The sequence below is a fragment of the Rhodobacter capsulatus genome (assembly GCF_003254295.1).
GTDB classification, from domain to species: Bacteria; Pseudomonadota; Alphaproteobacteria; order Rhodobacterales; family Rhodobacteraceae; genus Rhodobacter; species Rhodobacter capsulatus.
In genome coordinates this window covers 223,202-235,871 of sequence record NZ_QKZO01000005.1, presented here as the reverse complement: position 1 = coordinate 235,871, position 12,670 = coordinate 223,202, and the positions used below count along the sequence as shown (strand labels likewise).

Here is a 12,670-nt window from a genome sequence, read left to right as displayed (position 1 = left end):
TTTCGACAGGTGCCGGGAATGGACGCCATCTTGGCAGAGAAATTGGCGCAGGAGCGGCGGGCTCGGCTGGCGGCGGAACGCCTGCTGGAGCAAAAGAAGCGCGAGCTGTTTGCGGCGAACCAGAAACTGGCCCTGCATGCGCGGGCGCTTTCGGAACAGATCGTGCAGCAGCGGCACGGGCTGCAGCAGGCCTTGACCGAGGCCGCCTCGCTCAAGGGCGAGAATTCGCGCGTGCGCGGCGACCTGCAGCGGGCGGAATCGGTGGCGATGATCGCGCAGCGGCGGCTGTGGGACGCGCTTGAAACCATCCGCGACGGCTTTGCGGTCTATGACGGCGATCTGCGGCTGGTGGTGGCGAACCGGGCCTATCTGTCGTTCTTTCATGGCGAGGTGGCGATCACCGCGGGCGTCACCTATGATGCCGTGCTGAAGATCGTCGCGAAGCATGAAATGGTGGACATGGCGGGCCGCGATCCGCTGGACTGGCACCATGAGATGATCGCCCGGATCCGGCGCGAACATATCGAACCGATCGTGCTGCGCACCCGCAGCGGCCATCACATCAAGCTCATCGACCGCTGGGGCGAGGATGGCGATCTGGTCTGTCTGGCGCAGGACATCACCCATATCATCGAGCGCGAGCAGGAGCTTGAGGAGGCCCGCAACAAGGCCGAAGCGGCGAACCGGGCGAAATCCGCCTTCCTCGCGAACATGAGCCATGAGATCCGCACGCCGATGAACGGCGTCGTCGGGATGGCGGAACTGCTGGGCGAGACCGAGCTGAACGAGGAACAGCAGCTTTACGTCGAGACCATCCGCTCCTCGGGCGAGGCTTTGCTGACGATCATCAACGACGTGCTCGACTATTCCAAGATCGAGGCGGAGCGGTTGAAGCTTTACCCCGAAGTCTTTGATCTGGAACGCTGCCTGCATGAGATCATGGTGCTCTTGCAGCCCTCGGCCAAGGACAAGGGCGTCAAGCTGCTGGTCGATTACGACCTGTTCCTGCCCACCCGCTTCATCGCCGATCCGGGGCGGATGCGGCAGATCCTGACCAACCTGATCGGCAATGCGGTCAAGTTCACCCATGCCGGCCATGTGCTGGCCCGCGTCGTCGGGTTCGAGCGCGACGCCGAACATTACGAACTGCATGTCACCGTCGAGGATACCGGCATCGGCATCTCTCCGGACAATCTCGACCATGTCTTCGGCGAGTTCAATCAGGTCGAGGCCGCCTCGAACCGCCGCTTCGAAGGCACCGGGCTTGGTCTCGCCATCACCCGGCAACTGGTGCATCTGATGGGCGGCTCGGTCTGGGTCGACAGCCAGCTGGGCGAGGGCTCGTGTTTCGGCTTCCGCGTCATCCTGCCCCGCGCCGAGCCCGTTGTGCCGATCGACCGGCCGACGCCGCCGGTGACGCTGCGTGCGGCGCTTGTCGTGGATGACATGCTGGTGAACCGGGTGATTCTGGAACGGCAGCTGCAGACTTACGGGCTGGACGTGACGCTCTGCCGCTCGGGGACCGAGGCGCTGAAGGTGCTTGATGACGGCACCCGTTTCGATCTGGTGCTGACCGATCACCACATGCCCGATCTGGACGGGCTGGAGCTGACGCGGCGGCTGCGGGCGATGGGCCATGACACGCCGATCCTGCTTCTGACCTCGGACAGCACGGCGCTGGATGCGGCGCAGGGCAATTGCGATCTGTTCGGCTGTCTCGAAAAGCCGGTGTTGCGCTCGGACCTGTTCCGCATGTTGCAGAAATTGTCGCTGTCGGCCGAGCCGAAGGCCGCAGAGCCCGCCCCGCCGCCTGCGCCCGCGTTGCCGCCGCAAAAACGGCAGATGCGGATTCTGGCGGCAGAGGACAACCGGACCAACCAGCTTGTCTTCGGCAAGATGGTGAAGGATTTCGACATCGAATTGCGTTTTGCCGCGAATGGTCTCGAAGCGGTCGAGGAATGGCGCCGCTTTCAGCCCGATCTGATCTTCATGGACATTTCCATGCCCGAGATGGACGGGCGCGAAGCCACCCGGACGATCCGACTGCACGAGCAGGAAAAGGGCACCCGCGTGCCGATCTGCGCCCTGACCGCGCATGCGATGGAAGGCGACAGCGAGTCGATCTTTGCCGCCGGGCTTGATTTCTATCTGACGAAACCGCTGCGCAAGGCCACGATCGTGGAGAGGATCCTGGCGCATCAGCCCGAGGATGCGCGCCCGGCGTTGCCGGAGGGGCTGGAGATCTGATCAGCCGTGTTCGGCGATCAGCGCGAGGAACGTGTCGGCGAACCGGTCCAGCTTCGCCGCGCCCATCCCGGCGATCCGCTCCAGATCGGCACGGCTGCGCGGCTTCGTCTCGGCGATCCGGCGCAGCATCGTGGCGGTGCAGGACAAAAACCGGTCATGCCCGTCCTCGCCCCGCGCCAGGGCCCGCTGCGCGCTGTCGAGCGCATCATAAAGGCTGCCCGCCGCGGTCCCCGCCAGCTTCATCCGCGCCGGATGCAGCGGCTCGGCCGCACCCGCCCCCGCGATCACCTCGAGGAAGGCGCGACCATAGCTTTCCAGCTTCTTCGCCCCCACCCCGCTCACCCGCGCGAACTGATCCAGCGTGCCGGGCCGCAGCTCGGCCATCTCGATCAGGGTGCGGTCGGGGAAGATCATGTAGGCGGGCAGACCCGCCGCCTCGGCCAGCGCGCGCCGTTTCGCCTTCAGCGCCGAAAGCAGCGGCGCATCTTCATCGGACACCAGCGCCTTCGGCACATGCTTGACCTTGGCCTTGCGCACCAGATCGCGGCGCAGGGTGATGCGTTCCTCGCCGCGCAGGATCGGCCGGGCGCGCTCGGTCATCACCAGCGCGCCGTGCCGCGCGGCATCGGGGCGGATCAGGTCATGGCCCTGCATCTGCCGGAACACCGCCTGCCATTCGGTCCGGCTCAGATCGCGGCCCACGCCAAAGGTCGGCAGACGGTCATGGCCGCGCGCGGTGATCCGCTCGTTGGTCTGACCCAGCAGAACCTCGATCAGATGCCCGGCGCCGTAGCTTTCGTCCGTCCGCAGCGCGGCGGACAGCGCCTTGCGCACCGCCTCGGTGCCATCAAACAGATCGGGCGGCGTCTCGCACAGATCGCAATTGCCGCAAGGGCCTGATGTTTCGCCGAAATAGGCCAGCAGCCGTTGCCGCCGACAGCCCGTCGCCTCGGCCAGACCCAGAAGCGCATTCAGCCGTCCGTGGTCGGCGGCCTTGCGTTCGGGCGGCGCCAGCCCCTCGTCGATCTGCTGGCGGCGATAGCGCACGTCATCGGCGCCATAAAGCGTCAGCGTCTCGGCAGGCGCCCCGTCGCGGCCCGCCCGGCCGATTTCCTGATAATAGCTTTCGATCGATTTCGGCAGATCGGCATGGGCGACCCAGCGGATGTCGGGCTTGTCGATGCCCATCCCGAAAGCCACCGTCGCCACCACGATCAGCCCGTCCTCGCGCTGAAACCGGGTCTCGACGCGGCGGCGATCCTCGGCCTCCATGCCGCCGTGATAGTGACAGGCGGGATGACCCGCCGCGATCAGCGCCGCGGCCAGCTGCTCGGTCTTCGCCCGCGAGGCGCAATAGACGATGCCCGATTGCCCGCGCCGCGCCGCGACATAATCCAGGATCTGCTTGCGCGGCTGGTCCTTGGGCTCGAAGGCCAGCGAGATGTTCGGCCGGTCAAAGCCGCGCAGAAAGGTCGCGGGCGGGATGCCGTCGAACAGCCGGGTGACGATCTCGGCCCGGGTTTCCTCGTCCGCGGTCGCGGTAAAGGCCGCCAGCGGCACATCAAGCGCCCGGCGCAGATCGCCGATGCGCAGGTAATCGGGGCGGAAATCATGGCCCCATTGCGACACGCAATGCGCCTCGTCAACGGCGATCAGCCCGGTCTTTGCGCGGCGCAGCAGCGCCAGCGTGCCCGATCCGGCCAGCCGCTCGGGCGCGATGTAAAGCAGTTTCAGCCGCCCGGCGTCGATCGCCTCGAACACCGCTTCGGTCTCTTCCCCGGTATTGCCCGAGGTCAGCGCCCCGGCCTCGACCCCGGCTTCGCGAAGCGACCGCACCTGATCGCGCATCAGCGCGATCAGCGGCGAAATGACCACGGTCAGCCCCGGCAGGCACAGCGCAGGCAGCTGGAAACACAAGGATTTCCCGCCACCCGTCGGCATGATCGCCAAGGTGTTGCGCCCTGCCAGAACCGCCCGCACGATTTCCTCCTGCCCCGGTCGGAAGGCATGGAATCCGAAAACCGAGGCAAGCCTTGCCTCGGGGCTGGGATCGGGCAGGCTCATGCGGTCAGAGGCCAAGCAGCCGTTGCAGGAAGATCATCGCGATGATCACCACCATCGGCGTGAAATCGACGCCTTGAAACGACGGCAGGACCTTGCGGATCGGCGCGTAGATCGGCTCCAGGATCCGGTTCAGCAGATCCCAGATCTTGTAGACCATCGGCTGACGCAGGTTCAGCACGTTGAAATTGACCAGCCAGCTCATGATCACCTGGGCCAGGATCACCAGCCACAGGATCTGGAACACGAGGGCAAGGGCCACATGGACCCCGTCGAGCAGCATGTTAGGGTTCATTCGGACCTCCGTCGGATGCGTCTCACAGGTAAGCCACGCCGGGCGGGGTTGCAACTGCCCGCCGTGGCATTTGGGGGCCATCTCGCGGGGCATTTGCCGCAAGGTCGTTGTTGACGCAACCGCTGCAGCGCGGCACGACAGGGGCGGCAACGGGGGGCAGACATGTATCCGATCATCCGCATGGGCAAGGCGATCCTGTCATCGCGCGGCGAAAGGATCGACATCCTTGATCCGATCTCCACCTTTCACCGCGCCTGGCCCTGGGACATCGACCCCTGGCAGGATCTGAACAACGGCCGCATCGTGACGCTGTTCGATCTGGGCCGGATCGCGCTGGCACAACGGACGGGGTTGAACGCCTGCCTGATCCGCAACCGCTGGGGCATCGTCGTCGCGGGCAACACCACACGCTATCGCAAGCGCATCACCATGCTGCAAAGCTTCGAGATGCGGACCCGCTGTCTGGGCTGGGATGCGCGCTTTTTCTACATGGAACAGGGGATGTGGCGCGGGAACGATTGCTGCAACCACATCCTGATCCGCGGCGCCGTCACCTCGAAAGCCGGGATCGTGCCGCCGCAAAAGGTGGTCGAGGACATGGGCCACCGCGCGGAAAGCCCCGCCCTGCCCGACTGGGTGCAGGGCTGGATCGCCGCCGATCATGCCCGCCCCTGGCCCCCCGAAATGCCGCCCACAAGGTAAATGTTGCGCTGCCCCCCGGTTTCGGGCTTGATCCGGCCAAACACGGGGGGCGACATGATCAGCGAACGCAAGCGCATCTGGGGCTGGTGGTTTTTCGACTGGGCAAGTCAGCCCTACAACACGCTTTTGCTGACTTTCATCTTCGCCCCCTTCATGCAGCGGCTGATGGGCGACGGCACCACGGCGCAGACGGTCTGGGGCTTCGGCATCGGCTTTTCCGGCCTGATCATCGCGGTGGCCTCGCCCTTCCTGGGCGCGATCGCCGACCGCTCGGGCCGGCGCATGCCCTTCATCTGGTTGTTTTCACTGATGTATGTGGCGGGCGCCGCGTTCCTTTGGACGGCAGAGCCGGGCCATTACAATCTGTGGCTGGTGATGATCGCCTTTGCCATCGGCATGATCGGCATGGAATTCGCCACCTCCTTCACCAATGCCATGCTGCCCGACCTGACCGGACGCGACAACATCGGCAAGGTTTCGGGCTCGGGCTGGGCCTTCGGCTATCTGGGCGGGATGGTGTCGCTGATCGTCATGCTGACGCTCTTGCAGGCCAGCCCCTCCACCGGCAAGACGCTGATCGGGCTGACGCCGCTGTTCGGCCTTGATCCGGCCACGGGCGAGGATACCCGCATCGTCAGCCCGCTGATCGCGCTTTGGTATGTCGTCTTCATGATCCCGTTTTTCCTTTGGGTGCGCGAGCCGCGCGTGCCCGGCGCCGTGCCGGTGGCACAAGCCACCCGCGAAGCCTGGCCCGAGCTGCGCAGCACGTTGAAATCGCTGCCGAAACGGCCCAGCCTTTTCGCCTATCTCGTGTCCTCGATGTTCTACCGCGACGGGCTGAACGGCATCTTCACCTTCGGCGGACTCTATGCCGCGGGGGTGCTGAACTGGTCGATCACCCAGATCGGGCTTTTCGGCATTCTGGGCACGATCACCGGGGCGACCTTTGCCTGGCTCGGCGGCAAGGCCGATGACCGCTTCGGCCCGAAAGCGGTGATCGTCTTCGCCCTGATCACCCTTGCGCTGCTGACACTGGGCGTCGTCTTCGTCTCGCGCGAGAGCGTCTTCGGCCTTGCGGTTGCCCCCGAGAGCGCCCTGCCCGACATCGCCTTTTACATCCTTGGCGGGCTGATCGGCGCGGGTGGCGGGGCGCTGCAATCGGCCTCGCGCACGATGATGGTGCGCCAGTCCGACCCGGCCAAGATCACCGAATGTTTCGGCCTTTACGCGCTGACCGGCAAGGCCACCGCTTTCCTCGCGCCGCTCTCGATCGGGGCGGTGACGGCGATGACGCAAAGCCAGACTTTGGGCATCACTCCCGTCATCGTGCTTTTCGTTCTGGGGCTGATCCTGATAGCCTTCGTCAAATCCGAAGGAGACCACGCCGCGGCGTGAAGCAAAGGAAAGCGCATGACGCCGATCCGCCTTGCCCTTGCCGCCGCTCTGGTGGCGCTTGCCCCGCTGTCCGCCACGGCCGAGCCGCTGGCGCGGCAGCTGTTCGGCGCGCAGGCCCGCCCGACCGAAGGCGCTGCCGTGCCGGTCGGCGCCTATTCCCGGGGCTGTGCCGCCGGTCTGGTGGCGCTGCCGGAAACCGGCCCGACCTGGCAGGCGATGCGGCTGAAGCGCAACCGGTTTTGGGGCCAGCCCGAGCTGGTCGCCTATCTGCAGGATCTCTCGGCCTTTGCCGCCACCCTGCCGGGCTGGCAGGGGCTTTACATCGGCGATCTGAGCCAGCCGCGCGGCGGTCCGATGATCGGGGGGCACGCCAGCCATCAGATCGGGCTTGATGCCGATATCTGGATGCTGCCCGCGACGCGGCTTGATCTGTCGCAAAAGCAGCGCGAGAAGATCTCCTCGATCTCGATCCGCACCGAGGATCAGACCCGGGTGAACCGCAACTGGACGCCGCAGCATGTGGCGCTGTTGCGCGCGGCGGCCTCGGACCCGCGGGTGGACCGGGTCTTTGTCGCGGCGGCGGCGAAGCTCGCCATGTGCGCGACGGCGACCCGCGCCGACACCGCCTGGCTGCAGAAGATCCGGCCGATCTACGGCCATAACGAACATTTCCACGTCCGGCTGAAATGCCCGCCCGGGGCGCGCCTGTGCGAGGTGCAAAAACCCACGGTGGCCGAGCTGTCGAAAGGCGGCAACGGCTGCGACGAGACTCTGACTTGGTGGGTGACGACCTATCTTGAGGAGCTGCGCCACCCGCCGAAACGGCAAAAACCCTCGGGCCCGGCGCCGAAAACCGCGAAAACCTATGTAATGTCGGATCTGCCCGCGCAATGTCAAAACGTCCTCTCCGCGCGGTGATCGCCGGGCTTGCGCTGGCCGCGGTGCTGGCGACGCTGCCGCTTTGGCCGCTGGCGCCGGCCCAGGCCGGACAGGACCGCGCCGAATTCCTGCAGGCCTTTGTCTGGCGCAACCCCGATCCGGCATTCGGCGGCTTCTCGGCGATCGATTTCGCCGATGACGGCACAAGCTTCGTCACCGTCTCGGACCGCACGACGATCTGGCGCGGCAGGCTGACGCGCGACGATGCGGGACGGATCGTCACGGCGACTGCCACCAGCGGCCCGGTGCCTCTGCTCGACAGCAAGGGCAAGGCGCTGGGCCGGTTCAGCGGCGATTCCGAAGGCGTGGCGCTGGCTCCTGACGGCAGCGTCTTCGTCTCCTTCGAGGGGATGGCGCGGGTGGTGCGCTATCCGCAGGACGGCGGCCCGGCGAAACCCCTGCCCCGGCCCGCCGCCTTCAAGCAGTTCCCGCTCAACGGCGCGCTGGAATCGCTCGCCATCGCCGCCGACGGAACGCTTTACACGATGCCCGAACGCTCGGGCGACCGCAGCGCGCCCTTTCCGGTCTGGCGCTTTCGCAACGGGCAATGGACGCAACCCTTTGCCATCCCGCGCGACGACGACTGGCTGCCGGTCGGCGCGGATTTCGGTCCCGACGGCCGCTTTTATCTGCTCGAACGCGATTTCTGGGGCCTTCTGGGCTTTCGCAGCCGGGTGCTGGTCTTCGAGATCACCGGCGACCGGATCGGCCCCGGCACCGAGCTGTTGCGGACCACGGCGGGCCTGCATGACAATCTCGAAGGCCTTGCCGTCTGGCGCGACGCGCAGGGGGCGATCCGGCTGACGATGATCGCGGACGACAATTTCAACGCCTTCCAGCGCACCCAGATCGTCGAATACCGCCTGAACCGCTGAGGTTTTCCTTGACCCGAAAGGGCCCGGGGCGTATGGCCGCCGCGTCCGCATGCCGCGGGCCATGTCTCCGCGACCATGTAAAAACGGTGATCCTGAATGCGCTACCTGCCCGGCATCCTTGCCATGGCCACGATTGTCGTGGCCTCGAACATCCTCGTGCAATTCCTTTACGGCCAATGGCTGACGCTCGGGGCGTTCACCTATCCTTTCGCCTTCCTCGTCACCGATCTGACGAACCGGCTGCAAGGCCCGCGCGCCGCCCGGATCGTCGTCGTCTCGGGCTTCGTCGTCGGCGTGATCTGTTCGCTGATCGGCTCGCAGATCATCGGCGAGTTCGGCCCGCTCGTCAGCTTCCGCGTCGCTTTGGCCTCGGGCCTCGCCTTCCTCGCCGCGCAGCTGACCGATGTGACCATCTTCAACCGGCTGCGCCATCGCGGCGGCTGGTGGCGGGCGCCGCTGGTCTCCACCCTGATCAGCGCCAGCCTGGACACGATGGTCTTCTTCACCGTCGCCTTTGCCGCCGCCCTGAGCTTCCTTGAACCCGGCAATGACGTGACCTGGGCCAATGAAAGCCTGCCGCTTCTGGGCTTCGGCCCCGCCCTGCCGCTGTGGATGTCGCTGGGCGCAGCCGATTGGTGCGTAAAAATTGCGCTTGCGGTCATCGCACTGCTGCCTTTCCGGGCGGTGGTCTGGCGCTTTTCGCCAAGGGTTGCGTAATTTAACTTGCCATACACCAAATCTGTGCCACCCTCCTTTCATCGGCAACACGCATGAAAGGAGGTGGTCCAGTGTCTAGAGTGATATTGGAGAGAGGTGTCGGGACAGTCAGGGGGGCCGAGGCCTGAGGGCAACCCCAAGGGTCGCAGACCCTGGCTGGGACGGAGGATCTGATCCAGACCCTAACCGGACCATCTCCGTAGATCTCGGGGGTCGCAGGCCAAGCCCGCGACCCTTTTACTTTGCGACTTTTCGACCGCGGCGGGCCATTCGGCCCGCTTTTTCATTGCGGGGGCTGGATTTGCGGGGCCACCCGTGGCAATCCGGAACCGGCATCCAAGGGGCGGAGGGCGCGATGGACGACAGCGACATTTCCGGCATGACGTTCGAGCAGGCGATGGCCGCGCTGGAACAGGTGGTCACGCAGCTGGAACGCGGCGAGGTGGCGCTGGATCAGTCGGTCCGGCTCTCCGAACGCGGCGCGAAGCTGAAAGAGCGCTGCGCGATGCTGCTCAAGGAAGCCGAGGAACGGGTCGAAAAGATCCTGCTGGGCGAAGGCGGGGTGCCCGCGGGCACCGTTGCGGTGGAAGGACTCTGATGTTTTCCGAACGTTTGAAAGAAGTGCAGGACGGCGTCGAAGCGGCGATGGCGGCGGCGATCGGGCGTCTGCCCGCGGGTGATCTGCGCGATGCGATGGCCTATGCGGCACAGGGCGGCAAGCGGCTGCGGGCCTTCCTTGCCATCGAATCCGCCGCGATCCACGGGATTTCGATGGAACAGGCGATGCCCGCGGCGCTGGCGGTCGAGGCGCTGCATGCCTACAGCCTCGTCCATGACGACATGCCCTGCATGGACAATGACGATCTGCGCCGCGGCCTGCCGACCGTGCACCGCAAATGGGACGAGGCCACCGCCGTTCTGGCGGGCGACGCGCTGCAGACCCTCGCCTTTGAGCTTTGCACCGATCCGGTGCTGGGATCGGCCGAAAACCGGGTCGCGCTGGTCGCCGCTCTGGCGCAGGCCTCGGGGGCCGAGGGGATGGTCTACGGTCAGGCCCTTGATATTGCTGCCGAAACCGCCGCGGTGCCGCTGACGCTTGACGAAATCATCCGGCTGCAGGCGGGCAAGACCGGCGCGCTGATTTCCTTTGCCGCGCAGGCCGGCGCGATCATCGCGGGCGCCGACCGCGCACTGCTGGCCGCCTATGCCACGGCGCTTGGCCTGGCCTTCCAGATCGCCGACGACATTCTGGATGTCGAAGGCGACGAGGAAGCGGCGGGCAAGCGTCTGGGCAAGGATGCCGAGGCGCACAAGGCCACTTTCGTCTCGCTGCTGGGTCTGCCGGGGGCAAAAGCCCGCGCCGCCGATCTGGTCGCCGAGGCCGAAGCCGCCCTTGCGCCCTATGGCGAGGCCGCCGCTACCCTTCGCGCCTGCGCGCGCTATGTGATCGAACGCGACAAGTGAAGCGAGCCCCATGAGCCAGCCCCCAGTGACCCCGATCCTCGACCGCGTGCGTCTGCCCTCCGACATGAAAGGGCTGAGCGACCGCGACCTGCACCGACTGGCCGATGAACTGCGCGCCGAGACGATCTCGGCCGTGTCGGTGACGGGCGGCCATCTGGGCGCGGGGCTGGGCGTGGTCGAACTCACCGTGGCGCTGCATGCGGTCTTCGACTGCCCGCGCGACAAGATCGTCTGGGACGTGGGGCACCAATGCTACCCGCACAAGATCCTGACCGGTCGGCGCGACCGCATCCGCACGCTGCGCATCAGGGGCGGGCTCTCGGGCTTCACCAAACGCTCCGAAAGCCCCTATGACGCCTTCGGGGCCGGGCATTCCTCGACCTCGATTTCCGCGGCACTGGGCTTCACCATGGCGCGGGAACTGGGGTCCGAATGCGGCGATGCGATCGCGGTGATCGGCGACGGCGCGATGACCGGCGGCATGGCGTTTGAGGCCTTGAACCACGGCGGCCATCTGGGCAAGCGGATGTTCGTCATCCTGAACGACAATGAAATGTCGATCTCGCCCCCCGTCGGCGCGCTCTCGTCTTACCTGACGCGGCTTTATTCCGAGGCGCCGATGCAGGATCTGAAGGCGATGGCCAAGGGCGCCGTCAGCCTTCTGCCGGAACCCTTTCAGGAAGGCGCGCGGCGGGCCAAGGAAATGCTCAAGGGCATGGCGATTGGCGGCACGCTGTTCGAGGAACTGGGCTTTGACTATGTCGGCCCGGTCGACGGCCATGATCTCGATACGCTTTTGCATCTCTTCCGCACGCTGAAGACGCGGGCGACGGGGCCGGTGCTGATCCATGCGCTGACGAAAAAGGGCAAGGGCTATGCCCCCGCCGAGAATCGCCCGGATCGCGGCCATGCCACGGCCCGCTTCGACGTGCTGACCGGCGCGCAGGTGAAAGCGCCCTCGAATGCGCCCAGCTATACCAAGGTCTTTGCCGAAAGCCTGATCGATCAGGCCTCGCGCGATGAAAGGATCGTCGCGGTGACGGCGGCGATGCCCGAGGGTACGGGCCTGAACCTCTTCGCCGAGCGGTTTCCCCGCCGCTGCTTCGATGTCGGCATCGCCGAACAGCATGGCGTCACCTTCTCGGCCGGGCTCGCGGCGGGGGGGATGAAACCCTTCTGCGCGATCTATTCGACCTTCCTGCAACGCGGCTATGACCAGATCGTGCATGACGTGGCGATCCAGCGCCTGCCGGTGCGCTTCGCCATCGACCGCGCCGGGCTGGTGGGGGCCGATGGCGCCACCCATGCGGGGGCGTTTGACATCGGCTTCATGGCGAACCTGCCCGGCATGGTGGTGATGGCCGCCGCCGACGAGGCCGATCTGGTGCATATGGTCGCCACCGCCGTCGCGCATGACGAAGGCCCGATCGCCTTCCGCTATCCCCGCGGCGAGGGGATGGGCGTCGACATGCCCTCGCAGGGCGTGGCGCTCGAGATCGGCAAGGGGCGGATCATTTCCGAAGGCGCGCGGGTCGCGATCCTGTCCTTCGGCACCCGTCTGGCCGAAGTGCTGAAAGCGCGCGAGGCGCTCGCCGCCCGCGGCATGGCGCCGACCGTGGCCGATGCCCGGTTTGCGAAGCCGCTCGACAAAGATCTGATCTTGCGGCTTGTGGCCGAGCACGAGGCGCTCATTTGCATCGAGGAAGGCGCAGTCGGCGGCTTCGGCAGCCATGTGGCGCAATTCCTGTCGGAAGAGGGCGTCTTCGACCGCGGCTACAAGTTCCGCTCGATGGTGCTGCCCGACACTTTCATCGACCACGCCAACCCCGAGGACATGTATTCCGCCGCGCGGATGAACGCGGCGGATATCGAAGCGAAGGTGCTCGATCTGCTCGGCGTCGCGGTGGCGAAACGCGCCTGAGGCGCGGGTTGCACCGTCGGAAAGGGCGTATTTGAGCCAAGAAAAAGCCGATGT

11 protein-coding genes are annotated in these 12,670 nt (G+C 66.1%); 9 read left to right on the top strand and 2 right to left on the bottom strand.

What is annotated here, in order from left to right; translation table 11 throughout:
* Window positions 1–18 precede the first annotated feature (18 nt).
* On the top strand, window positions 19–2,247 hold the full coding sequence (locus LY44_RS09345; protein WP_055210148.1) for a response regulator: 2,229 nt from the start codon (window positions 19–21) through the stop codon (window positions 2,245–2,247).
* On the opposite strand, the gene recQ is transcribed toward LY44_RS09345, so the two are convergent.
* Both recQ and LY44_RS09335 read right to left on the bottom strand, forming a co-directional pair.
* A complete protein-coding gene (recQ, locus tag LY44_RS09340; protein ID WP_055210150.1) occupies window positions 2,248–4,311 on the bottom strand; it encodes a DNA helicase RecQ in 2,064 nt (687 codons plus the stop codon). It lies immediately after the preceding gene.
* 4 nt (window positions 4,312–4,315) lie between these two features.
* Window positions 4,316–4,603, bottom strand: a complete 288-nt coding sequence (locus LY44_RS09335) for a YggT family protein (RefSeq protein WP_081024449.1) — start codon at window positions 4,601–4,603, stop codon at window positions 4,316–4,318.
* A 162-nt stretch (window positions 4,604–4,765) separates the two neighbouring features.
* On the opposite strand from LY44_RS09335, the gene LY44_RS09330 reads away from it, so the two are divergent.
* From LY44_RS09330 to dxs, 8 genes are all read left to right on the top strand, one after another.
* The gene (locus LY44_RS09330; RefSeq protein WP_055210152.1) at window positions 4,766–5,305 is read left to right on the top strand and encodes an acyl-CoA thioesterase; all 540 of its coding nucleotides are present in this window, start codon (window positions 4,766–4,768) and stop codon (window positions 5,303–5,305) included.
* A gap of 54 nt (window positions 5,306–5,359) precedes the next feature.
* Complete coding sequence (locus LY44_RS09325) at window positions 5,360–6,700, top strand: MFS transporter (RefSeq protein ID WP_055210548.1); 1,341 nt, start codon at window positions 5,360–5,362, stop codon at window positions 6,698–6,700.
* A 15-nt stretch (window positions 6,701–6,715) separates the two neighbouring features.
* Window positions 6,716–7,618, top strand: a complete 903-nt coding sequence (gene mepA / locus LY44_RS09320; protein WP_055210154.1) for a penicillin-insensitive murein endopeptidase — start codon at window positions 6,716–6,718, stop codon at window positions 7,616–7,618.
* Window positions 7,591–8,514: an esterase-like activity of phytase family protein gene (locus LY44_RS09315; protein WP_055210156.1), complete on the top strand. Its 924-nt coding sequence runs from the start codon at window positions 7,591–7,593 to the stop codon at window positions 8,512–8,514. Before mepA ends, LY44_RS09315 begins: the two co-directional genes overlap by 28 nt.
* A 96-nt stretch (window positions 8,515–8,610) precedes the next feature.
* The gene (locus LY44_RS09310) at window positions 8,611–9,231 is read left to right on the top strand and encodes a queuosine precursor transporter (RefSeq protein WP_055210158.1); all 621 of its coding nucleotides are present in this window, start codon (window positions 8,611–8,613) and stop codon (window positions 9,229–9,231) included.
* A 355-nt stretch (window positions 9,232–9,586) separates the two neighbouring features.
* Window positions 9,587–9,829 (top strand): exodeoxyribonuclease VII small subunit, encoded by a 243-nt coding sequence (locus LY44_RS09305; protein WP_055210160.1) that lies wholly within the window; start codon window positions 9,587–9,589, stop codon window positions 9,827–9,829.
* Complete coding sequence (locus LY44_RS09300) at window positions 9,829–10,695, top strand: polyprenyl synthetase family protein (protein WP_055210168.1); 867 nt, start codon at window positions 9,829–9,831, stop codon at window positions 10,693–10,695. The genes LY44_RS09305 and LY44_RS09300 overlap by 1 nt, the downstream gene beginning before the upstream one ends.
* A 10-nt stretch (window positions 10,696–10,705) precedes the next feature.
* Window positions 10,706–12,616, top strand: a complete 1,911-nt coding sequence (gene dxs, locus LY44_RS09295; protein ID WP_055210170.1) for a 1-deoxy-D-xylulose-5-phosphate synthase — start codon at window positions 10,706–10,708, stop codon at window positions 12,614–12,616.
* Window positions 12,617–12,670 lie beyond the last annotated feature (54 nt).

What these genes read in the sequence shown, in the direction of transcription:
- LY44_RS09315 (WP_055210156.1), top strand. Translation starts at nt 7,591, where the DNA reads ATGTCAAAACGTCCTCTCCGCGCGGTGATCGCCGGGCTTGCGCTGGCC.
- LY44_RS09335 (WP_081024449.1), bottom strand. Translation starts at nt 4,603, where the DNA reads ATGAACCCTAACATGCTGCTCGACGGGGTCCATGTGGCCCTTGCCCTC.
- LY44_RS09330 (WP_055210152.1), top strand. Translation starts at nt 4,766, where the DNA reads ATGTATCCGATCATCCGCATGGGCAAGGCGATCCTGTCATCGCGCGGC.
- dxs (WP_055210170.1), top strand. Translation starts at nt 10,706, where the DNA reads ATGAGCCAGCCCCCAGTGACCCCGATCCTCGACCGCGTGCGTCTGCCC.
- LY44_RS09325 (WP_055210548.1), top strand. Translation starts at nt 5,360, where the DNA reads ATGATCAGCGAACGCAAGCGCATCTGGGGCTGGTGGTTTTTCGACTGG.
- LY44_RS09345 (WP_055210148.1), top strand. Translation starts at nt 19, where the DNA reads ATGGACGCCATCTTGGCAGAGAAATTGGCGCAGGAGCGGCGGGCTCGG.
- LY44_RS09305 (WP_055210160.1), top strand. Translation starts at nt 9,587, where the DNA reads ATGGACGACAGCGACATTTCCGGCATGACGTTCGAGCAGGCGATGGCC.
- LY44_RS09300 (WP_055210168.1), top strand. Translation starts at nt 9,829, where the DNA reads ATGTTTTCCGAACGTTTGAAAGAAGTGCAGGACGGCGTCGAAGCGGCG.
- mepA (WP_055210154.1), top strand. Translation starts at nt 6,716, where the DNA reads ATGACGCCGATCCGCCTTGCCCTTGCCGCCGCTCTGGTGGCGCTTGCC.
- recQ (WP_055210150.1), bottom strand. Translation starts at nt 4,311, where the DNA reads ATGAGCCTGCCCGATCCCAGCCCCGAGGCAAGGCTTGCCTCGGTTTTC.
- LY44_RS09310 (WP_055210158.1), top strand. Translation starts at nt 8,611, where the DNA reads ATGCGCTACCTGCCCGGCATCCTTGCCATGGCCACGATTGTCGTGGCC.